Origin of the sequence: Micromonospora sp. DT4 (assembly GCF_049841675.1) — a bacterium.
Lineage (GTDB): Bacteria > Actinomycetota > Actinomycetes > Mycobacteriales > Micromonosporaceae > Micromonospora.
The window spans coordinates 18,098-43,100 of sequence record NZ_JBNCKT010000018.1 but is presented as its reverse complement, the minus strand read 5'-3'; the positions used below and the strand labels follow the sequence as shown (position 1 = coordinate 43,100).

Genomic DNA, 25,003 nt, shown 5'->3' with positions numbered 1-25,003 from the left:
GACCCACTTTCCGGCCCGGTGCGTGGCTCGACCACGCGCACGACCGGTTTCCCGATCCGGGCGGGGGACCTTCCTGAGGGAGGCGCGGATGTTCGGACAGACGAGCACGACCACGACCACACCACCACCCACCGAGCGCGGTCTCGAGGACCTCGACGCGGCGGCGCTGGCGTACGCGGCCCGGATCGAAGGGCTGCCGCCGGAGCGGCGACAGGAGGCGCGGGACGACCTGGTTCGGTTCGCGCTGCCGTTCGCCGGGCGGCTGGCCCGCCGCTACCGGGGGCGGGGCGAACCGCTGGAGGACCTGGAGCAGGTGGCCCGCCTGGGGCTGGTCAACGCCGTCGACCGGTACGACCCGGAACGGGGCTCGTTCACCGCGTACGCGGCGATCACCATCGTCGGGGAGATCAAGCGCCATTTCCGGGACCGCACCTGGGGCGTACACGTGCCCCGGCGGCTGCGCGACCTGATCCTCGAGGTGGGGCAGGCCACTGCGGCGCTGACCAGCGAGTTGTCCCGGGCGCCGTCGGTGGCCGAACTGTCGGCCCGGCTGGAGACGCCGGAGGAGGAGATCCTGGCGGCGTTGGAGTCGGCGGCCGGCTACAGCCCGGCGTCGCTGAACGCGCCGGTCGGCGGCGAGAGTTCGGCGGAGTTCGGTGACCTGGTCGGCGAGTCGGACAACGCGCTGGAATCGGTCGACGACCGGGTGACGGTGAGCGGCCTGCTGCACCGGCTGCCCTGGCGTGAGCGCCGCATCCTCGCCATGCGCTTCTACGGCAACCAGACCCAGGCGGAGATCGCCGCCCGGTTCGGCATCTCCCAGATGCACGTGTCCCGACTGCTGTCGCGGGCGCTGACCTGGCTGCGGCAGGCCATGCTCGCGGACGCGCCGCCGCCCTGGCAGAACGGCGCCGCCGAACCGGACCCGGGCAAGACCCGCATCTCGGTACGGCAGAACGGCGACCGGGTGGTCGTCGAGGTCGGCGGCGAGGTCGACCGCGACGGGGCGAACCAACTGCGCCGGGCGGTGCTGGAGGCCGTCACGGGCCAGCCGAGCGAGGTCGTCGTCGACCTGGTCGGCGCGGGCGGCTTCGACGCCGGCGGGATCGCCGCGCTCGTGGCGGGCCGGGAGGCGGCGGAGCGTACCGGAGTGCCGCTGCGGCTGACCCGGGTGCAGCCGGCGGTGCGCCGTTCGCTCACCGCCGCCGGACTGTCGCCCACCCGGGACTGACCGGCCGACGACGACAGAGGGGCCCACACCCTGGTGGTGTGGGCCCCCCTCCGACGTACCGACCGACGCTCAGTGCTTCTCGTCCTCGCCGTCGCTGTGCGGGTGCCGCCAGCGTTCGTGCGGCTTCGGCGCGTCCTGCGCGTCCTTCGGCGCGTCGCTCTGCTCGAAGCTCGGCCGGCGCACGCCCTCGGGCTCGGGCACGTCCACCGGGCGGGCGCCGGACTCGGGCGCCGGCTGGTACCTGGCCGCTTCCGGGGCGCCGTGCGCGCCCTCGGCGGCGGGCGACTCCGGCGCGTGATGTTCCAGGTGCATCTCGTCGCCGAGGTGCTGCGGCGGCTTCGTGGTGCGCTGCGGCAGGTCGCGGCCCAGGTCGGCGACGAGGGGGCCGTACTTCAGGTCGAACGCCGGACGCTCCGAGCGGATGCGGGGCATCTTGTCGAAGTTGCGCAGCGGTGGTGGGCAGGTGGTCGCCCACTCGAGGGAGTTGCCGAAGCCCCACGGGTCGTCCACCGTGACGATCGCACCGTACCGCCAGGACTTCCAGGCGTTGTAGATGAAGAACAGCGTGGACAGGCCGAGGATGAAGGCGAAGATGCTGGAGATGGTGTTGAGCGTGGTGAATCCGTCGGTCGGCAGGTAGTCGGCGTACCGCCGCGGCATGCCCTCGTTGCCCAGCCAGTGGTGCACGAGGAAGGTGCCGTGGAAGCCGATGAACAGGGTCCAGAAGTGCGCCTTGCCGAGCCGCTCGTCGAGCAGACGCCCGGTCATTTTCGGCCACCAGAAGTAGAAGCCGCCGAACAGGGAAAAGACCACCGTCCCGAAGACCACGTAGTGGAAGTGCGCCACCACGAAGTACGTGTCGGTCACGTGGAAGTCGACCGGCGGGCTGGCCAGCAGCACCCCGGTGAGGCCGCCGAAGAGGAACGTGACCAGGAAGCCGAGGGCGAACAGCATTGGCGTCTCGAAGGTCAGCTGCCCCTTCCACATGGTGCCGATCCAGTTGAAGAACTTCACGCCGGTGGGCACCGCGATCAGGTAGCTCAGGATGCTGAAGAACGGCAGCAGCACCTGGCCGGTGGCGAACATGTGGTGCGCCCAGACCGTCATGGAGAGCACCGTGATCGCGACCGTGGCGAGCACAATCCCGGTGTAGCCGAACAGCGGCTTGCGGGAGAAGACCGGGATGATCTCGGTGATGATGCCGAAGAACGGCAGCGCGATGATGTAGACCTCGGGATGGCCGAAGAACCAGAAGAGGTGCTGGTAGAGCATCGGGCCGCCGGTGGCGGCGTCGTACACGTGCGCGTTGATCAGCCGGTCGGCCGCCAGGGCCAGCAGCGCGGCGGCCAGCAGCGGGAATACCAGGATCACCAGCACGCTGGTGAACAGCATGTTCCAGGTGAAGATCGGCATCCGGAACATGGTCATCCCGGGCGCGCGCAGGGTGAGGATCGTGGTGATCAGGTTGACCGCGCCGAGGATGGTCCCCAGCCCGGAGACGACCAGGCCGATGACCCACATGTTCGCGCCCACGCCGGGGCTGTTCTCCACGCTGCTGAGCGGGGGGTAGGCGGTCCAGCCGAAGTCCGCCGAGCCGCCCGGCGCGAGGAACCCGCCGACCACCATCAGCCCGCCGAACAGGTACAGCCAGTAGGCCAGCGCGTTGAGCCGGGGGAACGACACGTCCGGCGCGCCGATCTGGATCGGCACGATGTAGTTGGCGAAGCCGAACGCCGCGGGCGTGGCGAAGAACAGCAGCATGACGATGCCGTGCGAGGTGAAGAGCTGGTTGTACTGCTCGGAGGAGAGGAACTGCATCCCCGGTCGGGCCAGCTCGGCGCGCATCAGCATCGCCTGCAGACCGGCCACCAGGAAGAACCCGAAGGAGGTCAGCAGGTACAACACGCCGATCTGCTTGTGGTCGGTGGTGGCGAGGAACTTGATCAGGGAGTTGCCGGGGACCGGCGTCCGCAGGGCCCCGGGAAAGCCCCCGAAGCGGGCCGGTGCCAGGATCGCCGGGCCCCGATCGCGAACGGGTTCCGTGGTTACCCGCTTGGGCATGGCTGCTCACCCCGTCGTGACGGCAGAAAGGACGGGCGTGCCTACCCGACCCTCGCACCATGTAACCAGGCTTAAGCGGTAATTTCGGTCAGATTGCCCGTACCGGTCGAAGCGTCCCGAACTCTCAGGCCACCGGCAGTATCGCCCAGATGGCTTTGCCCTGGCCCGCCGGGACGCTGCCCCACCGCTGCGCCAGCTCGCGCACCAGCAGCAGTCCGCGGCCGCCCTCGGCCCGCAGGTCCAGGCCGGCGGGTTGGGCCTCCGCCGGGCTGCCGTCCACCACGGCCAGGTGCAGGTACGGCCGACGCAGGGTCACCGTCACCTGCATGGGGGTGCCCACGTGTCGGACCACGTTGCCGACCAGCTCGGTCAGCACGAGAGCCGCCGGGCCGGCAGCCTCGGGCAGGTTCCACCGGGCGCACGCGTCGCCGACCAGATCCCGGGCTCGCCGACAGGCCTCCGCCACCGGCTCCAACCGGGCCCGGATTCGTAGCGCGCCCTGTGCGCCGGCCGCCCTCGTCGCCTCCGCGCAGTCCGATGAGACCGGGACCACCCGGCACGTCGTCGACTCGGCCAGCCACCGGGCGGCGATCGGGGACGGGGCACACAGCACCACCGGCACGGCCGGCCACTCCTCGGCCTGCCGAGCTGTCGCCGCGAAGACCGACAGCGCGAGCCGGTCCCGCACGGTCACCCGCGCGAGGTCGACCACCAACGCCTCCGGCTGGGCGGCCAGCGCCCCGTCCAGGGCCTGGTGCACCGAGCGCATGGTGCCCAGGTCCAGGGCACCGGTGAGCCGGACGACCGCCACCGGTGCGGAGTCGCGCACCTCGCAGGTGATCCGGCTAGCCATCCGGGTGCCCTCGATTCGCTGGTAGGTCGGGATCTGCCAACTACCCGAGGCCCGACGGCGCCAAACCGGACCGATCGGTCGGCGCGCCGGGGTCACCCTGATCGGGCGGGCCGGGGTCGCGCGGTCAGCAGACCCAGCGCGATCAGACCGAGGCCCAGGCCGAGATGCAGCCAGTCATCGGCGGGATTGACCGGCAGGACGTTCGCGCCGGTGTCGTGGTCCACCGCCAGTCCGTAGAGCCAGAGCACCAGGTAGACCGCGCCGCCACCGACGAGGAAGGTCCGCGCGCCGCCGACCGTCCGCGCCAACGCCAGGCCGACCACCCCGAACAGCAGGTGTACGAGGTTGTGCAGCACCGACACCTGGAAGGCACCGAACAGGAACGCGCCCGAGGTGTGCCCGGCGAAGCGCAGGTCGTCCGTACCACTGGTGATCCCGGGAACGAAACCGAGCACACCGACCAGGAGGAACAGCACGGACGCGGCGCTCGCCGCCCGGCGTACCGGGGGCTTGCCGTCGGCCGGGTTGGCCCGCGCTCGGGAGTGCGCCATCGGTCCGACCATCACCGGCTCCCTCGCTACCAGGCAGGCGTGAGTGATGCGCCTACCCGTCGCCGCCGGCGGCAAACGCGCCAGCGGCGACAGCGGCTCAGACCGGTTGCAGGTGGGACGCGGTCGCCAGCTCGCGCACCCGCTGGTACAGCTCGACGTAGCGCTGGGCCATCACCGCGGGCGTGAACCGCTGCGCGGCCACCCGCCGGCACTCCTGCGGGTCGAGCAGGTCGGCGGCCAGCACCAGGTCGGCCAGCTCGTCCTCGTCGACGGTGAGCAGGCCGGTGCGTCCATGCTCGATCAACTCGGGCAGGCAGCCCCGGGCGGTGGCCACCACCGGCGTACCCAGGGCCAGCGACTCGACCACGGCCGTGCCGCCGGGCTCCTCCCAGCGCAGCGGGAACAGCGACGCGCGGGCGGTGGCCAGCAGGTCGTCGCGCTCCTGCCCGGCCACCGTGCCGATCCAGCGGACGAGGTCACCGTCGACGTGCGGCGCCACCTCGTCGAGGAAGAACCGTACGTCCGGGTTCTGCCGGGCCTCGTCACCGGCCGCGGCCAGGTCGGCCGGGCGGTGGTACGGGCCCACGGGACCGGCCAGCACCAGCGGAACGCCGATCCGCCGCGCGAGCCGCGCGCCCACGTCCTGCCCCTTGCCGGGGTTGATTCGACCGAGGATGAGCAGGTGCTCTCCCTTGCTCGGGCGCGGCTGCCGGTCGGCGTCCACGGCGAGCGGCGTGGACAGGTGCACGTGACCCACCGAGTGCTCGCGCAGCGCCAGCGGCGCCCGGGCCAGCTGTGACGCCGAGACGCCGTTGACCCGAACCCGGTCGCCGCCGTCCAGGCTGCCGTACAGCGCGGGGTGCTTGGCCAGGTCCCAGTGCAGGGTGTGCAGCACCGGCGGCCCGGACGGCCCCATCGCGGTGAGGGTGGCCAGCCCGACCGCCTCCACGTGGTCGTGCACCAGGTCGATGTCGTCGCGCGAGTGCAGCTCGCGGACCACCCCGGCCAGGTGCGCCTGGGCGATGCCGCAGACCTGGTTGTACGGCCGTTGCAGCGCGCCGAACTGCCCGTCGGCGAAGACCGAGACCTTCTCGTCCACCGGCAGGTCGCTGGACTCCACCGAGGCGAGTACCACCCGCACGCCGAGCCGCCGCAGCTCGGGTACCAGGGTGGCGATCACGTTCTCGATGCCGCCGTACCCGGGCGGGGGCACCGACAGCCACGGGCCGGCGTTCATGAGCACGGTGAGGCTCATCGGTGCACCTCCCGTACGGCGGCGACGTCCGAGCGCCGCTGTGGGGCGCTCACGCGGCGGCCACCCGTCGACGGGGGACCCGATGGCGCAGCTCGGCCAGCGGCGGGCGCTCGTCGATGGAGACGTCGCTGACCACGATCTCCCGGTCGAGGTTCGGCAGCGTGTCCGACCCACCCCGGCGGAACTGGGTCAGCAGCGCCTCCGGCATCAGGCCGGGACTGGCCCAGCCGCGTCGTTGCAGGCGGGACCACGCGGTCAGCATGATCTGCGCGGACATCCGGCCCAGCGCCGCCGTGTCCTGGTGACGGTGCTTGCGCTCGCCCAGGTCGACCTGCGCCAACGCGTCCAGACCGACCAGGTCCAGCAGGTCGATCATCATGGCCGTCTCCACGCCGTACCCGGAGACGAACGGCACCCGGGCCAGCACGTCGCGGCGGCCGGCGTACTCACCGGCGAGCGGCTGCACGAAACCGGCCAGCTCGGGCCAGAAGAGGTTGAGCAGCGGCCGGGCCATCAGCTCGGTCACCCGCCCGCCGCCGTCCTGTTCCACGGTGGCGGTCCCCACCAGGGGCCGGTGATAGAAGCCCTTCACGAAGTCCACCGACGGGTCGGTGAGCAGCGGCCCGAGCAGGCCGGTGATGAAGTGCGGGCGGAACTCGCGCAGGTCGGCGTCGACGAACGCCACCACGTCCCCCTCGGCGGCGGCGAGCCCCGCCCAGAGCGCGTCGCCCTTGCCGGTGAGCCGGGGCAGACCTCGGGTCATCGCGTCCTGGCTGACCACCTCCGCGCCGGCGGCCCGGGCCACCTGCGCGGTGCGGTCGGTCGACCGTGAATCCACCACGATCAGCTCGTCGACGAGGGCGACACGGTCCATCAGGTGTTCTCGGATCGTCGACACGATCGCGCCGACCGTCGCCTCCTCGTTGCGTGCCGGCAGCACCACGCTGACCCGGCTCTCTCCCTTGGCACGCAGTAGCCGGCGTGCCGGCCAGTCCGCTGCCGACGTGGTCCGGTACGTGGCCCACGCCTCCACCACCGGTGACACGGTCGTATCCCGCACGGGCACCCCTCCGTTCGTGCGTGGAACAAGCGAGGTCTCTAGTTCCCACTCGCCACCACGCGCTAACCGTTCCCAGGGCAACAGCTTGATCACGAGGGTGACATCGGCGCGTTCCCGGGGGATGAACGTTTGATTGCGCACACCCCAGGGGACTGCTCCCAGCGAAGTCGAAACGTTCTCGAAAGAGGTTGTCGAATGGGTAGATGCCGGGTGGGTCTCGTGGGAGCCGGCGGGGTGGCACAGCGCCATGCGCGGGTGCTGTCCGGGTTCGACGACGTCGACATCGTCGGGGTGACCGACGTGGTGCCGGAGGCGGCATCCGCGCTGGCCGGGCAGCACGGCGGGCAGACCTTCCGCGATGTCGCCGAGCTGCTGGCCGCCGGTCCCGACGCCGTGTACGTCTGCGTGCCGCCCTTCGCGCACGGCCCCGCCGAGGAGGCGGTGATCGACGCCGGGGTGCCGATGTTCGTGGAGAAGCCCGTGGCCGTCGACCTGAGCACGGCCGAGCGCGTCGCCGACCTCGTCGCCCGGCGGGGACTGCGCACCGCCGTCGGACACCACTGGCGCTACCTGAGCGTGCTCGACCAGGCCCGGGACCTGCTCGCCGAGCGTCCGGTACGGATGGTCGGCGGCGCCTGGCTGGACAAGGTGCCGCCGGTCGACTGGTGGTCGCGGCGGGACCGCTCCGGCGGTCCGGTCGTCGAGCAGGCCGCCCACGTGCTGGACCTGATCCGGGTGCTGGCCGGCGAGGTCACCGAGGTCACCGCGTACGGCGACGGCACGCCGCCGCCCGTCGACGGCGCCGACATCGACTCGGTGACCACCGCCACGCTGCGCTTCGCCTCCGGGGCGGTCGGCACGCTCAGCGCCGCCTGTGTGCTGGGCTGGAAGCACCGCGCCGGCCTGGAGATCCTCGCCGACGGGCTGGCCCTGTCGCTTTCCGAGGACGGTCTGCTGATCCGTGACTCCGACGGCGAGCGGCACGCCCCCGCCGATCCGGAGGCCGCCCGCGTGGCGGTGGACCGCGCGTTCGTCGACGCGGTCCGTGGTGTCGGCGACGACGTGCGCGTCCCGTACGCCGAGGCGCTGAACACCCAGCGGCTGGCCCTCGCGGTGGCCGACTCGGCCCGCAGTGGCCGGACGGTCCGACTCTCCGTGCCCGCCGATTCGGGCACGCTCAGCACCGGGGTGACCGTCGATGCGTGATCGGTTGGTAGCGGTCACCGCCCCCGGTCGGGTGGAACTCGTCGAGCAGGAGGCCGCGGCGCTGCGGCCCGGCACCTTCCGCGTCGAGACGCTGTTCAGCGGCGTCTCCGCCGGCACCGAGCTGAGCTACGTCAAGGGCACGAACCCCTACCTGAACGTCACCTGGAACGCCGATCTGGGGCTCTTCGAACCCGGCGCGGCGAGCACCCCGTACCCGGTGACCCGGCTCGGTTACATGCAGGTGGGCCGGGTCGTGGAGAGCGCCACCCCGGCGGTGGCCGTCGGAGCCGTCGGAGCGATGACCTACGGGCATCGCACCGGCTGGCTGGCCGACCCCGTCGCCGAACGGTTCGTGCCGCTGCCCGACGACCTGGACCCGCTGCTCGGCGTCTACGTCGCGCACATGGGCCCGATCTGCGCCAACGGCCTGCTGCACGCCGCCGCCGACCTGCACGGCGCGGACGTCCGCGCGCTCGGTGACGGCGTACGCGGGCGGCGGGTCGCGGTGGTCGGCGCCGGCGTGGTGGGCCTGCTGACCGCCCTGCTGGCCCGGCGACACGGCGCCGCGTCGGTGGTGGTGCTGGACCCGACCCCGCAGCGCCGCCAGGTCGCCGACGCGCTCGGCCTGGAATCACTCGACCCGGAGGCGGACGACCCGGCCGTGGCGCTGAAGACCCGGTGGGCGCACGTCGCCGGCGACCGGGGCGCCGACGTGGTGTTCCAGTGCCGGGGGCAGGCGTGGGCGTTGCAGCTCGCGCTGCGGTTGCTGCGCCCGCAGGGCACCGTGATCGACCTGGCCTTCTATCAGGGCGGCGCGGACGCGGTCCGGCTCGGTGAGGAGTTCCACCACAACGGGCTGGCGCTGCGTTGCGCGCAGATCGGGCGGGTGCCGCGCGGGCTCGCGCCCACCTGGGACCGGGAACGGCTCTCCGCCGAGACCGTCGACCTGCTGCGGACGTACGGGGACACGATCCGCAAGCACCTCGTCTCGGCGGTGGTGCCCTTCGACGAGGCGCCCACCCTGCTCACCGACCTGGCCGAACGCCGCCGCCAGGAGCTACAGGTGGTGCTGGCCGCCTGAGGCGCCCGCACGGGGTGACCCGGCCGCCTGCCGTTCGCCCCATGAGCACCCCGAGGGAGCGGCCGGTCGGCAGCACGACCGAGAGCAGACCGGTCGGCCTCACCGCGCTGCTGCCGTACCTGCGCGAGCACCGGCGCACCCTCGTCGTGGTGGGCGTGCTGTCGCTGGCCGGTTCGGCGGCGTCGCTGCTTCAGCCTCTGCTCACCCGGTCGGTGCTCGACCGGATCGGCGCCGGTCGCCCGCTGTCGGCGCTGTCGGCGCTGTCGGCGCTGTCGGCGCTGGTGGCGGTGCTGGTGGGGCTCGTGGTGCTCGCCGCGGCGATCGGCGGGCTGCGCGACTACCTGCTGCAACGCACCGCCGAAGGGCTGGTGCTGGGCACCCGGCGACGGTTGGCGGCCCACCTGCTGCGGCTACCCATCGCCGAGTACGACCAGCGGCGCACCGGCGACCTGCTCTCCCGGGTGGGTTCGGACACCACCCTGCTGCGGGCGGTGGTCACCTCCGGGCTGTTCGAGACGGTCACCGGGTGCTGCTCTCCGGGGGCGAGCGGCAGCGGCTGGCCATCTGGCGGGCGCTGCTGGCCGGTCCGCCGGTGCTGCTGCTCGACGAGCCGACCAGCAACCTCGACGCGCGCAACGAGGCCGCCCTGCGCCGCGCCATCGACGCGGTGGCCGTGCGCCGCACGCTGCTGATCGTGGCGCACCGACTCACCACCGTGGTGGACGCCGACCAGATCGTCGTCCTCGACGGCGGCCGGGTGGTGGCCGTGGGCACCCACGCCGAACTGACCGCCACCGACCCCCTCTACCGGGAGTTGGCCACCCACCAACTGCTGGTCGCCTGACCGGTCCCAACTTGCCGGGCGGCCGGGCCGCCCGTGTCGGCCGGAATCGCGTACCGTTGCCGCTCATGGGTGTGTCGCAACGGTTCAAGAGCAAGTTCCGGCGTTTCCTCCAGCGCCCGGGATCAACCGTGGATCTTGCTCCGCTGGAGAAGCTGCTGCCGGCGATCGCGGCGCGCGAGGACGACCTCGCCGCGCTGGACGACGCCGAGTTGACCGAGGCCGCTGGCGCCGCCGTCGGCTACGAGGAGATCTGCGCGGTCGGCCGCGAGGCCGCCCGCCGGGGCCTCGACCAGCGACCGTACGACGTGCAGCTGCTCGGCGCGATGGCGCTGCTCTCCGGCAAGGTCGCCGAGATGGCCACCGGTGAGGGCAAGACGCTGACCGCCACCATCGCCGCGTACGGGCACGTCCGGCTCGGTAACGGGCCGGTGCATGTGCTCACCGTCAACGACTACCTGGCCCGCCGCGACGCCCAGTGGATGGAGCCCGTCTACCGGCTGCTCGGCCTGACCGTCGGCTGGGTCAACGAGGCGTCCACCCCCCAGGAGCGGCGCGACGCGTACTCCTGCGACGTCACCTACGTCTCGGTCAGCGAGGCGGGCTTCGACTACCTGCGCGATCAGCTCGTCACCGACGTCGAGGACCGCGTGCAGCCGGTGCTGACCACGGCGATCATCGACGAGGCCGACTCGATCATGATCGACGAGGCCCGGGTGCCGATGGTCCTCGCCGGCGCGGTACCGGGCGAGCAGGACCCGGTGCACGCCGCCGCCGCGCTGGTGCGCGGCCTGCGCAAGGGCCGGCATTACACGATCGCCGAGGACGGGCGCAGCGTGGCGTTCACCTCCGCGGGCCTGGCCGCCGTCGAGGCCAAGCTCGGCATCGACCTGTACGACGAGGAGCACGTCGAGCAGCTCTCCGCGGTCCACGTGGCGCTGCACGCCCAGACCCTGCTGCACCGTGACGTGGATTACATCGTCCGGGACGGCTCCGTCGAGCTGATCGACGAGATGCGCGGCCGGGTGGCCCAGCGCCGCCGTTGGCCCGACGGGCTCCAGGCGGCGGTCGAGGCCAAGGAGGGCCTGGACGCCACCGCCGAGGGCGAAGTGCTCGGCACCATCGCGGTGCAGGCGTTCATCGCGCTCTACCCGAAGGTGTGCGGGATGACCGCCACGGCGGTGCTGGTCGGCGACCAGTTGCGGGAGTTCTTCGGCCTGGAGGTCGCCGTGATCCCGCCGAACACGCCGTGCGTCCGCGAGGACGAGCCGGACCGGATCTACGCCACCCGCGCCGAGAAGGACGAGGCGCTGATCGACGAGATCCGCCGCTGCCATGACGCCGGGCGGCCCGTGCTGGTCGGCACCCTGGACGTCAAGGAGTCCGAGGCGCTGGCCGCCGGCCTCAACGCGGCCGGCGTGTCCTGCGTGGTGCTGAACGCCAAGAACGACGACGAGGAGGCGGCGATCATCGCCGAGGCCGGCGCGTACGGCGCGGTGACGGTCTCCACCCAGATGGCCGGCCGGGGCGTCGACATCCGGCTCGGCGGCAGCGACCAGGCCGACCAGGACCGGGTGACCGAGCTGGGCGGCCTGTACGTGATCGGCAGCGGCCGGCACGACAGCCGCCGCGTCGACGACCAGCTGCGCGGTCGCGCCGGCCGCCAGGGCGACCCGGGTGGCTCGGTCTTCTTCGTCAGCCTGGAGGACGACCTGGTCGTGCGGCACGCGGCCGACGCGGTGCCCCCGTCGCCGCGGATGAACGCGGACGGCCTGGTCACCGACGAGCAGGTCGACTACGCGGTCGAGCACGCCCAGCGGGTCGCCGAGGGCGTCAACCACGAGATCCACCGCAACACCTGGCGCTACAGCGTGGTGATCGAGCAGCAGCGCATTGCCCTGGCCGCCCGCCGGGAGCGGCTGCTGACCAGCGACGTGGCCGCCCTGATGCTGCTGGACAAGGTGCCCGAGAAGGCCGGCGAGATGGACGAGGACCTGCTCGCCCGGGCGGCCCGCTCGATCGCGCTCTTTCACCTGGACCGGCTCTGGGCCGAGCACCTGGCCGAGCTGTCCGAGGTCCGCGAGGGCGTGCACCTGCGTGCCCTGGGGCGGCTCGACCCGCTGGACGAGTTCCACCGCGCGGCGGTGCCGGCGTTCAACAACCTCGTCCCGGAGATCGAGGCGCGCACCATCGCCACGTTCACCGAGACCGAATTCGATGAGGATTGGGAGCCCGAGGACGGCACCCTGGTCCGTCCGACCGCCACCTGGACGTACCTGGTGCACGACAACCCGTTCGGCTCGGAGCTCGACCGGCTGATCGCCTCGATCGGTCGGCGGCTCAGCGGCGCGTCGCGCTGACCTCACTTGCGGGGCCTCTGCCCTACCTTCGGGTGGCGCAGAGGCCCCTCCTTGCGCCGTTTCGATCCCGGTTTGCGAGGGTAGTAGGGCGGGTCGGTCAAGGCGGAAGAGAGCAGACGATGGCACACGTGACGACGACGGCCGGATGCGCGCGAGGGCATACGAGGGCAGTGCGACGGTGAACCTGGACACGCGGGATCCGGTGGTCGAACGACTCGGTGTGCTGGAGACAGCCGCGCTGTTGCGGGAGCTGACCGCCGGCCTGATCGGCCTGACCGATTTCGATGAGGCACTGCTGGCGCTGGTCCGGGTCACCCGCGACGCGGTGGCCGGGGTCCGCTGGTGCGGGTTCACCGCGCTGCGCGCCGGTGAGCCGGCCGGCGTGGCCGCCTCCGACGACCAGATGGCCGGCCTCGACGACCTGCGTCACGGACCGGACTCTCCGGCGATGAGCGCGATCCGTCGTCGCGAGATGATCCTCGCGGTCGACCTGGGCGGCGAGTCGCGGTGGCCGGCCTGGACGCCCCACGCCCGCGACCTCGGTGTACGTGGGGTGATCTCCGCGCCGGTGGACATCGACGACCAGGTGCTCGGGGCGGTCAACCTGTACGCCGCCGCGCCCGATGTCCTCACCCCGCAGCACCAGCTAACCGCGATGCTGCTCGCCGAGCACGCCGGTCTGCTGCTGGCCGCCGTCCGCGACCGGGGCCGCCAGCGGGCGCTCGCTGGCGAGCGGGACGCCTCGCTCCTGCACGACGGTGTCGTCGGCCAGGCCATCGGCGTGATCATGACGCAGCGCGGGTGCCCGCCGGCCGAGGCCCTGGACGTGTTGCGTACCGCCGCCTCGTCGCTCGACATACCGCTGCGTGAGGTGGCCGAACGCCTCGTCCGGACGGTCTCCCGCCCCCGCGAGAGCTGACCGGTCCGTCGGTGCGGGCGGGTGCCCGTTCTCCCGGTCGGCGGAGAGTCGGGCGCTGTCGTTTCGCCCGACGAGGGCTCGGGTAGCACTCTGCTACTGGTGGAGTGCGCTGATCCTGGGGAGGACCGATGCAGAGCCGGCTGCGGGTGCAGGGGCATCCCATCCAACCGATGTTGGCGACGTTCCCGCTCGGGCTCTTCGTCAGCGCCACGGTCTTCGACCTCACCGACGTCGTCGGTGGGCCGGTCTTCCTCGGCGAGGTTGGCTACTGGACCGGCGTCGCGGCCCTCTTCGCCGCTGCCGTGACGGCGATCGCGGGCATGGTCGACCTGTGGGACGTGCCGGTCGACGGCACCCGCCGTACCGCCATCGCCTTCAACGTGGTCAACGCGGCCATGGCGGGTCTGTTCCTGATCAGCAGCCTGGTCCGTGCGCACTCGCCGGATCGTGGCGCGACGGCGGCGATCCTGGCCACCGAGCTGGTCGCGCTGGCCGCCGGCGGGGTCGGTGTGTACCTGGGCGCGCGGCTCATGCGCCAGTTCGACACGGGTCGCGCCGAGACCGGCACCCTGGACGCCCTCGCCGGAGGCACGGTCGAGGTCGTCCGCCCCCGTCCGTGACCGGGGGCGCCGGACGCTTACCCTTCAGGCCCGCGAAAACGGATTGCCGTTCGGGTGGCGAGGCGGCGAGGCTGGTCGTCGTTATTGACGCGCGTGTCGCCGAGGATCTGATCGCGGAGTCCGCCGCCGCTCTGGTCGACGGCTGGGGTTTCGAGTGGCTGGCTGGCCGGGCCACCGAGGAGCGCCCGCCCTGGGGATACTCGCGGCTGGTCGCCGACCGGATGAGCCGTGCCGATGCCGCGCTGGGCGTGGACACGGGCGGCGGCGAGGTGCTGGCGGAGGTGCCACGCCCGCCGCATGTGCTGGTGGCCACCGAGGCGTGGCCACCGAACGTCCTGGTGGCACGGCGGAACCTGCGCCCGCTCGGCGCGACGGTGGTGGCGGTCGCGCCGGACTCGGCGATGCCGTTGCTGAGCGAGGCGATCCTCGGCCCGTTGCCGCCACCGGACAGCCGGCACCCCGAGGAGGCGGTCGCTTCCGCCGAGGCGGCGGGCCTGCGGGTGGTCGAGCTGTTATGCCCTCACCCACACCCTTCGTCACCACCACAACTCCATGATCGCCGGGGCGCCGGGCCGCCGGGGCGCCGGGGTGTCGGGGCGCCGGGGTGTCGGGCCGCCGGGACACCGGGGTGTCGGGGTGTCGGGGTGTCGGGGTGAACGGGCCGGGCCGGGGTGGGTCAGGGGTGGGGGTCAGTGGGGGTTTGTTTTGTGGTGGGCGGCCAGGATGTCGGCGCCGAAGTCGCTGGCGGGGCGGCGCAGCACGGTGTGCGCATGGTTGCCGTCGTCGCTGGTGTTGTCGTACTCGATCAGTAGGTCGTCGCCCTGCACCCGGTAGTAGTGCCGCTGGCCGGGCCGGGTCGGGCCGGCCCAGGCGAAGTGCAGCTGGCCGCCGGCGAGGCGGGTGGCCTCGCGTACGGCCAGCTCGGACGGCAGCCGGTCCAGGTAGAGCGCGACGACCTGGTCGAGCAGTGCCCGGCCGGTGGGGCCGAGCCGGTCGGCCGGTACGCCGAGCGGTTCGAGTGGGCCGTCGACCCGGGCGCGGGTGGCGCTGATGATGTCCGTCGGCGCGTCGTCGGCGACGATCGCCGCGGCCCGCCCGGCCGTCCCCAGTGCGTCCAGCAGGGCCCGGCCCAGATCCTCCTCGACGCCGAGCGGTCGGGAGACGGCACGCCCGGCGTACCGCACCGCGGCCGGGTTGGCGCCGAAGAAGACCGGCGCGGGGGAGACCTGGTCGTCCACGACGGTCATGGTCACCGACAGGTGGTGTCCCTCGATCCGCCACGCCCAGTGGCCGTCGCGCACCGGGTCGCCGAACACGGCGATCCAGTAGTCGCCGCTGTGCCGCCCGCGACGCCAACCCTCGGCCCGGTCCAGGACCTCCTCCAGCGCGATGATCCCCATGGCCTGGGCGTACGCCGACGGGCTGAGCGCGGTGGCCAGCAGCCGGTGCGCGGCCTTGCGCCCGGCGATGTCCAGGTCGGCGAGGCAGACGCCGGGGCGGGGGCGCGGCCGGTACTCGAGCCAGCGCCGGGCCGGCTCGTCGTCGAACGGGTACGCGGCGGCGACGCGGGTCGCGGGGTCGAGTGCGGTCAGCAGGGCGGTGGCGGCGGCACGCATCTGTTCGGGCAGAGGATCTTCCACCGTCCCTGTATACCGTCAGCCGGCCCGCAGCAGCCGCACCATCTCCGGCAGGTCGAAGAACTGCGCGGTCTCGAGCGCCGAGGGATTGCCGTACGCCGGGTCGGCCCCGGCGGCGAGGAGCGCGCGGACCCCGTCGGCGCTGCTGCGAAAGACCGCGGCGGCGAGGGCGCTCTGACCCCGGTCGTTGGTGCGGGTGTGGTCCGCGCCGCGCGCCAGCAGCGCGGCCATTGTGTCGGGGTGGGCGTGGTAGGCGGCCAGGATCAGCAGGGTGTCGCCCTTGTCGTTGGTCAGGTTGATCGGCAGGCCGGCGTCCACCTGGGCGGCCAGCTCCTCGGTGGCGCCCGCGCGGGCGAGGTCGAACATCCGGTGGGCGAACGCCAGGGTCGCGGCGTCGAGGTCGTCGGTCACCGATCCAGGTTAGGGCCGTTTCATGAGAACTGCCCGGCCTGCGGCGGGCCCGGACGACGACCGCGCCTTGCCGGATCGCGTCCGGACTCCGCCTCGGCTCGGCCGCTCTTATGAAGCGGCCCTAGTCGTCGGAGTCTTGATAGGTTGCTCGGCCGGCACGTGGGGGAGGGTCCGATGGGTGAGACGGTTTACGTGGGCAACGCGGGCGTCGACGGGATCGGCGACGGCGGCTGGCTGCTCGGGCACTTCGCGCCGCCGGGCGAGATCCGGCACAGCACCGACGTCGAGGTGAAGTGGGGCGTGCATCCACCCGGGGAGGCCCGCTCGCGGTGGGCGACCGGTGAGCGCCGGACCACCCTGCTGGTGCTCGTCGAGGGGTGCTTCCGGGTGGAGTTGCCGGACCGGACGGTCCGGTTGGCCGACCCTGGCGACTACGTGGTGTGGGCGCGGGGAGTGGACCACTCCTGGTACGCGGAGCGGGCCTCGGTGGTGCTGACCGTCCGGTGGCCGTCGCTGCCCGGCTACCGGGTGGAGCCGCCGGTCCTGCGCTGACCGGGGTGGCCACCGTCGACGTCCCGGCATGTGGAATTACCTACTAAACCTATAGGCTTTGCCGTCTAGAGTACGGAGGCACCCCACGCAACGACCCGCGAGGAACCACCGATGACCCACGATCGCCCGGCCACCGACCTGCTCGCCGTCGCCGCCCGGTGGGCCGACCCGACGGGCTGGCCGGTCCCGCTGCGCTTCGACCCCACCGAACGCTGGTACGCCCGGCTCGCCGGCGCCGACGACCACGAGGTGTGGGCGCTGAGCTGGCTGCCCGGCCAGGGCACCGACCTGCACGACCACGGCGGCTCGGCCGGCGCGTTCCTGGTGGTGGCCGGCACGCTCGCCGAGGAGACGGTCAACCGAGGGCGGCTGCTGCCGCACGTGCTGCCCGCCGGCGTCGGTCGTCGCTTCGGCGCGCGGCACGTGCACCAGGTCACCAACCGTGGCGCGGAGCCGGCGGTCAGCGTGCACGTCTACCGGCCGGCGCTGCTCCGGATGACCCGCTACGACCTCCTCGACGGGCGGCTGCGCGCCGCCGAGGTCGCCGAGGCCGGCCGGTCCTGGTGAAACACCCCGACCCCCTCGTCACCGGAAGGAATCGATAATGCAGCTCACCGCCGAGCACTGTCCGGCGCCCGTGCCACCGCCGGGCTCCCGGGGAATCGACGAGATCCTGGCCGCCGCGCGAGCCCGGCTCGACCGGCTGGACCCCGAGCGGGCGCACCTGGCGTACCGGGCCGGGGCCCTGCTGGTCGACATCCGCCCGGCGGCCCAGCGCGCCGCGCACGGCGTCGTGCCCGGCGCGCTCACAGTCGAGCGCAACGTGTTGGAGTGGCGCTTCGACCCGCGCTGCCCGGCCCGGTTGCCGGAGGCGGTCGACTACGACGTGCCGGTGGTGATCCTCTGCCAGGAGGGCTACACCTCATCGCTGGCCGCCGCCGCGTTGCAGGACATCGGCCTGCGCCGGGCCACCGACGTCGACGGCGGGTTCGCCGCTTGGCGCATCGCCGGCCTGCCGGCGCTCGGCCCGACCCCCCTGCACCGCGCAACCCCCCTCGCGTCGCCGGTCACCGCCGGCCGGGCGCGCCGCTGACCCCCACGCCGCACCGGGCGTGGCGGGCGTACCGCCATCTCAGGAGGCACGATGTCCGTCGTCGCGATCCCCACCCGCCCCTACTCGCCCGCGCACCCGGGACGGGCCGTCGGCCGCCCGCGCACCGGCCCGACCCTGACCATCACCCTCGACCTGGCCCCCGGGCCGATGAGCCCACGGCTGGCCCGGTTGGTGCAGTTGCTCGGCGAGCTGGCCGAGGCCGGGGAGGGTCGGCTGGGCCCCGTCGACGACGTACCGCCGACACCGCGACCACTCGCGCGCCCCGCCGCCGTCGAGCTGTCCGCGGTGGACGCCGCCAGCACCGACGCGGCCGACGTCCGCATCCTGGCCGGCTCGCGGACGATCCGTCAGGGCGACCGGGTGGTCGCCCTGACCCGCATCGAGTACGACCTGCTGCTCTTCCTCGCTGAGCGTCCGCACCGGGTCTTCACCCGCCTCCAGCTCCTGTCGAACGTGTGGGGCTACGAGCACGCGGTGGCCCGGACGGTGGACGTGCACGTCCGCCGGCTGCGCGCCAAGTTGGCCGGGACGGAGGTGATCACCACCGTCTACGGGGTGGGTTACCGGCTGGGCGACGAGGCGCGGGTCAGCATCGACCACACCCGCTGAACGGCGGCCCGGGCGGGCGCTCCGGAGGCGACGGCAACGGCATGGTGAACAGGACGGGGACCCCCGTACCGGGGCATCTTGGTGGCTCTGCTGTAATCATCTGGCTTCGTACGCAGAGCGAGCACCCGGCTCCGATGCGTTCGTCAATTGTCACATTCATGCAACGCAGCCGCCTCTTGACCCTCGCCCGGGCGCCGGGAAGCATCGATGAAGCGGCGTCCCGGGCCGTGGGGAGATACCCGGACCAGCCCAAGGAGGACCATGTCGGTCAGCCCCGCCTCGTCGCGCGCCGGATGGCATACGTCCCAACCTGCGGTGCCCGGTCGACCTCCCGGCGGTCAACGCCGCCCGGCCAATACCACCGCGCCCGTGCTCACCGTGACGCTGTCCATCCCGCTGACCTGCGAGGAGTCACTGACGGCACCGGCCCGACGGCTGCTGGAGGCCGCCCGCGAGCTGCTCGAACGCGGCGAGGGCGTGATCACCACCTCCGTTCCTGCGGAGCGCCGCGCCGACGGGGTGCCGGCCAACCGGGCACCCGTGCGGGCCCTCACCCCGACGATCCCCTCCCTGCACATCCTCGCGTCGTCCCGGTCGGTGCTGCGGGACGACGAGCCGCTGCCCCTGACCCGGCTGGAGTTCGACCTGCTGCTGCACCTGGTCGCTCACCCCCGCCGCGTCTTCACCCGGCTGCAACTGCTCAACGCCGTCTGGGGCTACGAGCACGCCGGCGTCCGCACCGTCGACGTGCACGTGCGCCGTCTGCGCGGCAAGGTCGGCGTGGACGTGCCCCTGGTCACCACCGTCTACGGCGTGGGCTACCGGCTCGCCGACGACGCGCGCGTCACCGTCGACCGCACCGGCTGACCGTCACCGCCGCCCGTCCGCCCGGCGGGGTCGAGCGCCATCCGCCCGCCCGGGCCGTCAGCGCCGGCTGTCCGGTGGGGCCGTCAGCGGCGCCTGTCTGGCGGGGCCGTCAGCGCCGGCTGTCTGGCGGGGCAGGATGGACCGGTGCGCATCCGTCCCATCTCGCCCGACCTGCTCGTCGCCGAGCTGACCGGCCGTCTGGCCGACGACTCGACCACCGTCGAGCCCGCCCGGCTGCGCGTGGCCGTCGACGGCGCCCCGGCCGCCGGCCCGGACGAGCTGGCCGCCGCGCTGGTCGACCCGCTGCGCGCCCGGGGCCGCCCGGTCCTGCACGTACGCGCCGCCGACTTCCTCCGACCCGCGTCGCTGCGCTTCGAACTCGGCCGCACCAACCCGGACGCCTACTACGAGGGCTGGATCGACGAGACCGGCCTGCGCCGCGAGGTGCTCGAACCGGCCGGCCCCGGCGGCGACGGGCGGGTGCTGCCGTCGCTGTGGGACTCCACCGCCGACCGGGCCAGCCGTGCCGCGTACGTCGATCTGCCGCCGGGCGGCGTGGTCCTGGTCAGCGGCGCGCTCCTGCTCGGCGGCGCGCTGCCGTTCGACGTGACCGTCCACCTCCAGGTGTCCGCGGCGGCGCTGCGCCGCCGCACCGAACCCGCCCGGGAGTGGACCCTGCCGGCCTTCGACCGCTACGCCCAGGAGGTGGTTCCGGCCAGCTTCGCCGACGTGGTCGTACGCGCCGACGACCCCCGCCACCCCGCGCTCGTCGAGGCTGCCGTCGAGGGCTGAGATTCGCCCGTTTGCGCGCCGCGTCCGGCGGGTACTCGCCCGGCTCACAGAGCGCGGGTGACCGCCCGCGCACCGCATGCGACCGCTACCGGGGCTCCACGCCGCCGGACCCGGTTCACGTGAACCACAGGCCAGGAAAGGCAGGCAGCGATGCTCGTCCACGACACGGTCGGCACCGGCCGCTCCCAGACGGAGATCGACCAGATCCGGCAGTCCCTGCAGGCGCGCTACGACGACCTGACGGCGGAGTACGACCAGGCCGTGCTGCAGAGCCAGGTGCTGCGTCTGGTGGAGGTCGGCGACACCGCCGGCGACGACCAGGCCGACAGCGGCACCAAGACGGCCGAGCGGGACACCGCCCAGTCCCTCCTGCGGACGATCCTCGACCGACGCGCCCAGTACGAGCACGCCCTGGGCCGCCTCGCCGAGGGCACGTACGGCTGGTGCGAGGGCTGCTCGGCGGCGATCCCGGTCGAGCGGCTGGAGATCTTCCCGGCCGCCACCACCTGTGTGACCTGCAAGCAGACCCGTGAGCGGCGGGCGGCCTGAGCGACGGCATCGGTTGCCGGTCGGTCTTCGACACGATGGACTCCACCCATGGGTGACATCCTGGTGGGCACCGCGTCCTGGACCGACCGCACACTGCTCGACTCGGGCTGGTATCCGCAGACCGCGGACAACCCGGAGAAGCGCCTCGCCTACTACGCCCGGCAGTTCCCGCTGGTCGAGGTGGACGCGACGTACTACTCGCCGCCCGCCGAGTCGACCGCACGTCTCTGGGCCGAACGCACCCCGGCTGGGTTCACGTTCAACATCAAGGCGTTCAGCCTGTTGACCGGTCATCCCACCCGGGTCAGCGCGCTCTACAAGGATCTGCGACCGGAGACGGACAAGAAGAACGTCTACCCCGACGACCTGCCCGCGCAGGCGTACGAGGAGGTGTGGACGCGCTTCCTGTCCGCGCTGGACCCGCTGGTCGAGGCGGGCAAGCTGGGCGCGCTGCTGTTCCAGTTCCCGCCCTGGTTCACGATCAAGCGGGCCAACAAGCAGTACCTGCTGGGGGTGGCGAAGCGTTGCGCCCCGCTGCGCCCGGTCTACGAGTTCCGCCACGCGTCCTGGTTCGACGGCGACAACGCCGACGAGACGCTCTCCTTCCTGCGCGAGCACCGGCTGTCGTACGTCTGCGTGGACATGCCGCAGGGCCACCGCTCGTCGGTGCCCCCGGTGCTGGCCGCCACCGGCGACCTCGCGGTGATGCGTTTCCACGGCCACAGCGACAAGTGGACCAGCAAGGACATCCACGAGAAGTTCGGCTACCACTACTCGAAGCGGGAACTGGCCGACTGGGCGCCGAAGCTGCGCGAGCTGGCCGACTCCGCCGGCCAGACCCACGTTCTCATGAACAACTGCTATCGGGACTACGCGCAGCAGAACGGCCAGCAGTTGCAGGCCCTCCTGGCTGGTTGAACGCGGAGAGAGCGCCGACTGGGTCAAGGCGCTGGAGTCCGGCCGCCTGCTCACACCCCGGCTGCCGATGCTGCTGCGCTTGGCGGAAGTTTTCGATCTCTCGGACCTGGCTGAGTTGACCGGCGATCAATCCCTGCCGGTCGCGTCGGTGACTCGGGCGGGTCATCCGGCTGTGGACAGCGTCGCGGCCGGTAACCGTGCCTGGGGGATAGTCCGTCCCCATCGCGTTGCGTGGTCGTACCTAGCGTCAGCCAGCAGATCATCGTCGACAAGGACGAATGGGCGGCGTTCGTCGACTCCATACGCTCGGGCCAGACCTATTGACCGGGCCGTCTCACCCGATCCGGGTGGGGTCGGCTCACCCGCTCGCCCGGCAGGGTGGGACACGGTGGGTACGGCCGCCCGACGGCCGGAGACGACACGGAGACGACACGGAGGTGACGGGGGATGACGGTTCGACTGGTGACGGATAGACGGCGCGGGGCCGTTCTGCATGTGGTCGGCACGGCGGACAGCGCCCGGCGCGCCCCGCAGGGCAGCCCGGTACGGGCCCGGCGCGGTCCGGTGGGACCACCGCGACGCCCCGACGACCGACGGTGGGAGACCACGGAACGGGGGTCGACCGATGCCTGACACGATGATCTCCGCGTTCGAGAGTTCGCTGGACAAGACCAACCTGATCCTCAAGGACATCGAGAACGCCTACGGGTGGCCGAAGGAGCGGCGCAACCAGTCGTACGCCGCGCTGCGTACCGTGCTGCACCTGCTGCGCGACCGACTGGCGGTCAACGAGAGCGTCGAGTTCGCCCAACAGTTGCCCGTGCTGGTCCGGGGAATCTACTTCGACGGCTGGAACCCGTCCAACGTGCCGATCAAGCTCAACCGCGACGACTTCCTCTACGAGGTCCGCCAGGGCTTCCCGTACGACGCCGAGGGCGGCGCGGAGCGGGTGACGCAGGTGGTGCTGGATACCCTGCGTCGGCACGTCACCCAGGGCGAGTGGCAGGACGTGAAGGACACCATGCCCAAGGACCTCGCGATGATGCTGCCCTGACCCCGACCACGGATCACCGATCGGCGCTGTCCGGCGGGGACGGCACCCGGGACACCGGGTGGCCGGCCCCGCGGGCCAGCGCCGCGAACGCGACGGCGTCGGTGACCGCCGCGCCGCCGGGGTCGTTGTTGAAATAGACGTACGCCGGCTCGTCCGCGCCGAACGCGTCGGTGAGCCGGCGCACCCACGAGCCGAGCGCGGTACGCCCGTAGTGCGGCCACGGCCGGGCCCTGCCCCCGTGCAGCCGTAGGTAGCCGAAGTCGGTGGTGCGCCAGCGCGGGGCCACCGGACGACCGAGGCGATCCGCCCAGACCAACGCCGCCCGCCGTCGTTCCAGGACGGCCCGGGTGGCGTCGGTCCACCACGAGGGGTGCCGGGGCTCGACGGCCACCCGCACCCGCTCCGGGAACAGCCGCAGTGTCGCGTCAAGCGCGTCGACGTCCGCCCGCAGGTTCGGTGGCAGTTGCAGCAGCACCGGGCCGAGCCGATCACCGAGGGCGGTGGCCCGGCCGAGGAACCGCGCCACCGGCTCGGCCGGCTCCCGCAGACGCTTGATGTGGGTGAGGTAGCGGCTCATCTTCACCGTTACGCAGAAGTCCGCCGGGGTCCGTTCCCGCCACGCCGCGAACGTCTCGCGCTCCGGCAGCCGATAGAACGCGTTGTTGACCTCGACGGTGGCGAAGCCCGACGCGAAGTGCTCCAACCAGAGTCGCTGCGGCAGCCCCTGCGGGTAGAAGCGGCCCCGCCAGTCCCGGTACTGCCAGCCCGACGTGCCCACCAGGATCACCGCCCCATCCTGGCACTCTCTGCCGCCGCCGGCGAACCGACCGTGTCGTACCGGTTCGGCGTCTACGGTGTGGGTTAGAGAAGATCGCGCGTGGGGTATCATCCGCAGCGCAACGGACCCCGGCGTACGGCGGGGCGGCACACCCGAGGGAGCACCGATGGCACTTAACGACGACGACATGCAGACCACGGGCGGCGGCGGCCTGGAAGGCCCGGCCGATGGTGGTGCGACCCCGGGTCAGCAGGACGGTGGCGCCGATGGTGGCGCGGAGGGTCCGGCCGATGGTGGCGCGACCCCGGGTCAGCAGGACGGTGGCGCGGACGGCAGCGCCCGGTAGCGGCACGTCATGACACACCTCGACCCGCCGGGCGGCCACGGCCGCCCGGCGGTTCCGTCCGTGGCCTCCGACGGCGGCGTGTCCGTCTCGGCGAGCGCCTCCGCCGCGCTGGCGCGCTGCGTCTCGGTCGAGCCGGCGAAGTTCGCCGCCGCGCACTGGGGCCACACCCCGCTGCTGTCCCGCGCCGCCGAACTGCCCGACCCGGCGGGCTTCACCGACCTGTTCAGCCCGGACGACGCCGACGAACTGCTCAGCCGGCGCGGTCTACGTACCCCCTTCCTGCGCGTCGCCAAGGACGGACAGCTCGTGCCGGCGGCCCGCTGGACCGGCGGCGGCGGGGCCGGCGCCGAGATCGGCGACCAGGTGCTCGACGAACGCGTTCTGGAGCAGTACGCCGGTGGGGCCACCCTGGTGTTGCAGGGCCTGCACCGGATCTGGCCGCCGCTGGTCGACTTCGCCCGCGACCTCGGCCTCGCGCTGCGCCAGCCGTTGCAGGTCAACGCCTACCTCACCCCGGCGGGAAGCCAGGGGTTCGCCACCCACTACGACACCCACGACGTGTTCGTGCTCCAGGTGGACGGCCGCAAGCACTGGCGGATCCACCCGCCGGTCCTGCCCGACCCGTTGGAGAGGCAGCCCTGGGGAGGCCGCGCCGACGAGGTCGGCGCCACCGCGCAGGGCCCCGCCGCGCTGGACGTGGTGCTCGCGCCCGGCGACGCCCTCTACCTGCCGCGCGGCTGGCTGCACAGCGCACAGGCGCAGGAGGCCAGCTCGCTGCACCTGACCGTCGGCATCCGTGCGTTGACCCGCTACGCGCTCGTCGAGGAGCTGCTCGCGCTGGCCGCCGAGGACCAGAGGCTGCGGGCCAGCCTGTCGTTCGGCACCGACGTCGCCGACCCGGACGCCATCGAGCCGGAGCTGACCGAGACGGTGGAGGCGCTGCGCGACTGGCTCCTGCGGGCCGACCCGGGGGCGGTGGCCGCGCGGCTGCGGCAGCGTGCCTGGCCGGCGGCCCGGCCGGCGCCGATCCGTCCGCTCGCCCAGGCCGGCGCGCTGGCCACGCTGGACGCCGACTCCCGGCTCACCCTGCGACCCGGTCTGCGCTGGCAGCTCGTGCCGCACGGGGACGGCCAGGTGGCGCTGCGGCTGTTCGACCGCACGATCACGCTGCCCGCCGACTGTGAGGCGGCGACCCGCGCGTTGCTCGGTGGCACCGCCATCCGCGTCGGTGACCTGCCGGGTCTGTCCGACGACGCCGACCGGGTCACCCTGGCCCGCCGGCTGCTGCGCGAGGCCGTCCTGGTGCCGGCCTGAGGTTGTCAGAGGGTCTTCGGCTGC

The 25,003-nt window shown here is 72.8% G+C and carries 27 protein-coding genes and 3 pseudogenes; 22 read left to right on the top strand and 8 right to left on the bottom strand.

Features of this window, described 5'->3' with window-relative positions; translation table 11 throughout:
- Positions 1 to 88: 88 nt before the first annotated feature.
- On the top strand, positions 89 to 1,231 hold the full coding sequence (locus ACLQ24_RS08535; RefSeq protein ID WP_425890198.1) for a SigB/SigF/SigG family RNA polymerase sigma factor: 1,143 nt from the start codon (positions 89 to 91) through the stop codon (positions 1,229 to 1,231).
- 69 nt (positions 1,232 to 1,300) lie between these two features.
- Here the strand turns inward: ACLQ24_RS08535 and ctaD are convergent, their stop codons facing one another.
- From ctaD to ACLQ24_RS08510, 5 genes are all read right to left on the bottom strand, one after another.
- Positions 1,301 to 3,292 (bottom strand): cytochrome c oxidase subunit I, encoded by a 1,992-nt coding sequence (gene ctaD, locus ACLQ24_RS08530; protein WP_425890196.1) that lies wholly within the window; start codon positions 3,290 to 3,292, stop codon positions 1,301 to 1,303.
- Positions 3,293 to 3,416: 124 nt separating this feature from the next.
- Positions 3,417 to 4,145 (bottom strand): ATP-binding protein, encoded by a 729-nt coding sequence (locus ACLQ24_RS08525; protein ID WP_425890194.1) that lies wholly within the window; start codon positions 4,143 to 4,145, stop codon positions 3,417 to 3,419.
- Between the two features lie 92 nt (positions 4,146 to 4,237).
- Entirely contained in the window at positions 4,238 to 4,708 is a 471-nt protein-coding gene (locus ACLQ24_RS08520) for a DUF4383 domain-containing protein (protein ID WP_425890193.1), read from the bottom strand.
- 85 nt (positions 4,709 to 4,793) lie between these two features.
- Entirely contained in the window at positions 4,794 to 5,951 is a 1,158-nt protein-coding gene (locus ACLQ24_RS08515; protein WP_425890192.1) for a glycosyltransferase, read from the bottom strand.
- Positions 5,952 to 6,000: 49 nt separating this feature from the next.
- On the bottom strand, positions 6,001 to 6,984 hold the full coding sequence (locus ACLQ24_RS08510) for a glucosyl-3-phosphoglycerate synthase (protein ID WP_425890232.1): 984 nt from the start codon (positions 6,982 to 6,984) through the stop codon (positions 6,001 to 6,003).
- A gap of 222 nt (positions 6,985 to 7,206) precedes the next feature.
- Between ACLQ24_RS08510 and ACLQ24_RS08505 the strand changes: the two genes are divergently transcribed.
- From ACLQ24_RS08505 to ACLQ24_RS08465, 9 genes and pseudogenes are all read left to right on the top strand, one after another.
- A complete protein-coding gene (locus ACLQ24_RS08505; RefSeq protein WP_425890191.1) occupies positions 7,207 to 8,217 on the top strand; it encodes a Gfo/Idh/MocA family protein in 1,011 nt (336 codons plus the stop codon).
- Positions 8,210 to 9,298 carry a zinc-binding dehydrogenase gene (locus tag ACLQ24_RS08500; RefSeq protein WP_425890189.1) on the top strand — a complete coding sequence of 363 codons (1,089 nt, stop codon included), beginning with the start codon at positions 8,210 to 8,212 and terminating at the stop codon, positions 9,296 to 9,298. The genes ACLQ24_RS08505 and ACLQ24_RS08500 overlap by 8 nt, the downstream gene beginning before the upstream one ends.
- A 41-nt stretch (positions 9,299 to 9,339) precedes the next feature.
- Positions 9,340 to 9,756 (top strand): annotated as a pseudogene (locus ACLQ24_RS08495) (ABC transporter transmembrane domain-containing protein); the annotation flags it as partial.
- A gap of 68 nt (positions 9,757 to 9,824) precedes the next feature.
- A pseudogene (locus ACLQ24_RS08490) lies at positions 9,825 to 9,875 on the top strand (hypothetical protein); the annotation flags it as partial.
- Positions 9,876 to 9,965: 90 nt separating this feature from the next.
- Positions 9,966 to 10,142, top strand: a complete 177-nt coding sequence (locus ACLQ24_RS08485; protein WP_425890240.1) for an ABC transporter ATP-binding protein — start codon at positions 9,966 to 9,968, stop codon at positions 10,140 to 10,142.
- Positions 10,143 to 10,207: 65 nt separating this feature from the next.
- Positions 10,208 to 12,499 (top strand): accessory Sec system translocase SecA2, encoded by a 2,292-nt coding sequence (secA2, locus tag ACLQ24_RS08480; RefSeq protein WP_425890188.1) that lies wholly within the window; start codon positions 10,208 to 10,210, stop codon positions 12,497 to 12,499.
- 178 nt (positions 12,500 to 12,677) lie between these two features.
- Positions 12,678 to 13,418 (top strand): GAF and ANTAR domain-containing protein, encoded by a 741-nt coding sequence (locus ACLQ24_RS08475; protein WP_425890230.1) that lies wholly within the window; start codon positions 12,678 to 12,680, stop codon positions 13,416 to 13,418.
- 128 nt (positions 13,419 to 13,546) lie between these two features.
- Positions 13,547 to 14,038: a DUF2231 domain-containing protein gene (locus ACLQ24_RS08470; RefSeq protein WP_425890186.1), complete on the top strand. Its 492-nt coding sequence runs from the start codon at positions 13,547 to 13,549 to the stop codon at positions 14,036 to 14,038.
- Positions 14,035 to 14,694, top strand: a complete 660-nt coding sequence (locus ACLQ24_RS08465; protein WP_425890184.1) for a hypothetical protein — start codon at positions 14,035 to 14,037, stop codon at positions 14,692 to 14,694. Before ACLQ24_RS08470 ends, ACLQ24_RS08465 begins: the two co-directional genes overlap by 4 nt.
- A 33-nt stretch (positions 14,695 to 14,727) precedes the next feature.
- Here ACLQ24_RS08465 and ACLQ24_RS08460 read toward each other — a convergent pair whose 3' ends face one another.
- Together ACLQ24_RS08460 and ACLQ24_RS08455 are read right to left on the bottom strand one after the other, a co-directional pair.
- Positions 14,728 to 15,678 carry a DUF3500 domain-containing protein gene (locus ACLQ24_RS08460; protein ID WP_425890182.1) on the bottom strand — a complete coding sequence of 317 codons (951 nt, stop codon included), beginning with the start codon at positions 15,676 to 15,678 and terminating at the stop codon, positions 14,728 to 14,730.
- Positions 15,679 to 15,693: 15 nt separating this feature from the next.
- Positions 15,694 to 16,086, bottom strand: coding sequence for an ankyrin repeat domain-containing protein (locus tag ACLQ24_RS08455; RefSeq protein WP_425890180.1), 393 nt, complete (start codon positions 16,084 to 16,086; stop codon positions 15,694 to 15,696).
- 174 nt (positions 16,087 to 16,260) lie between these two features.
- Between ACLQ24_RS08455 and ACLQ24_RS08450 the strand changes: the two genes are divergently transcribed.
- From ACLQ24_RS08450 to ACLQ24_RS08405, 10 genes and pseudogenes are all read left to right on the top strand, one after another.
- Positions 16,261 to 16,638 (top strand): signal peptidase I, encoded by a 378-nt coding sequence (locus tag ACLQ24_RS08450; protein WP_425890178.1) that lies wholly within the window; start codon positions 16,261 to 16,263, stop codon positions 16,636 to 16,638.
- 111 nt (positions 16,639 to 16,749) lie between these two features.
- On the top strand, positions 16,750 to 17,205 hold the full coding sequence (locus ACLQ24_RS08445; RefSeq protein WP_425890177.1) for a cysteine dioxygenase: 456 nt from the start codon (positions 16,750 to 16,752) through the stop codon (positions 17,203 to 17,205).
- Between the two features lie 37 nt (positions 17,206 to 17,242).
- On the top strand, positions 17,243 to 17,731 hold the full coding sequence (locus tag ACLQ24_RS08440; protein ID WP_425890175.1) for a rhodanese-like domain-containing protein: 489 nt from the start codon (positions 17,243 to 17,245) through the stop codon (positions 17,729 to 17,731).
- Positions 17,732 to 17,782: 51 nt separating this feature from the next.
- The gene (locus ACLQ24_RS08435) at positions 17,783 to 18,361 is read left to right on the top strand and encodes a winged helix-turn-helix domain-containing protein (RefSeq protein ID WP_425890173.1); all 579 of its coding nucleotides are present in this window, start codon (positions 17,783 to 17,785) and stop codon (positions 18,359 to 18,361) included.
- A 261-nt stretch (positions 18,362 to 18,622) separates the two neighbouring features.
- Positions 18,623 to 19,228, top strand: coding sequence for a winged helix-turn-helix domain-containing protein (locus ACLQ24_RS08430; RefSeq protein WP_425890171.1), 606 nt, complete (start codon positions 18,623 to 18,625; stop codon positions 19,226 to 19,228).
- Between the two features lie 144 nt (positions 19,229 to 19,372).
- Entirely contained in the window at positions 19,373 to 20,020 is a 648-nt protein-coding gene (locus ACLQ24_RS08425; RefSeq protein ID WP_425890170.1) for a uridine kinase, read from the top strand.
- Positions 20,021 to 20,170: 150 nt separating this feature from the next.
- Positions 20,171 to 20,569: a TraR/DksA family transcriptional regulator gene (locus ACLQ24_RS08420; RefSeq protein WP_425890169.1), complete on the top strand. Its 399-nt coding sequence runs from the start codon at positions 20,171 to 20,173 to the stop codon at positions 20,567 to 20,569.
- Between the two features lie 48 nt (positions 20,570 to 20,617).
- A complete protein-coding gene (locus ACLQ24_RS08415) occupies positions 20,618 to 21,487 on the top strand; it encodes a DUF72 domain-containing protein (RefSeq protein WP_425890168.1) in 870 nt (289 codons plus the stop codon).
- Between the two features lie 4 nt (positions 21,488 to 21,491).
- Positions 21,492 to 21,677 (top strand): annotated as a pseudogene (locus ACLQ24_RS08410) (XRE family transcriptional regulator); the annotation flags it as partial.
- 435 nt (positions 21,678 to 22,112) lie between these two features.
- Positions 22,113 to 22,541 carry a DUF2267 domain-containing protein gene (locus tag ACLQ24_RS08405; protein WP_425890166.1) on the top strand — a complete coding sequence of 143 codons (429 nt, stop codon included), beginning with the start codon at positions 22,113 to 22,115 and terminating at the stop codon, positions 22,539 to 22,541.
- A gap of 13 nt (positions 22,542 to 22,554) precedes the next feature.
- Here the strand turns inward: ACLQ24_RS08405 and ACLQ24_RS08400 are convergent, their stop codons facing one another.
- Positions 22,555 to 23,328 carry a DUF72 domain-containing protein gene (locus ACLQ24_RS08400; protein WP_425890164.1) on the bottom strand — a complete coding sequence of 258 codons (774 nt, stop codon included), beginning with the start codon at positions 23,326 to 23,328 and terminating at the stop codon, positions 22,555 to 22,557.
- Between the two features lie 157 nt (positions 23,329 to 23,485).
- On the opposite strand from ACLQ24_RS08400, the gene ACLQ24_RS08395 reads away from it, so the two are divergent.
- On the top strand, positions 23,486 to 23,665 hold the full coding sequence (locus ACLQ24_RS08395) for a hypothetical protein (protein ID WP_425890239.1): 180 nt from the start codon (positions 23,486 to 23,488) through the stop codon (positions 23,663 to 23,665).
- 9 nt (positions 23,666 to 23,674) lie between these two features.
- Positions 23,675 to 24,979 carry a cupin domain-containing protein gene (locus ACLQ24_RS08390; protein WP_425890162.1) on the top strand — a complete coding sequence of 435 codons (1,305 nt, stop codon included), beginning with the start codon at positions 23,675 to 23,677 and terminating at the stop codon, positions 24,977 to 24,979.
- The last annotated feature ends 24 nt before the right edge of the window (positions 24,980 to 25,003 follow it).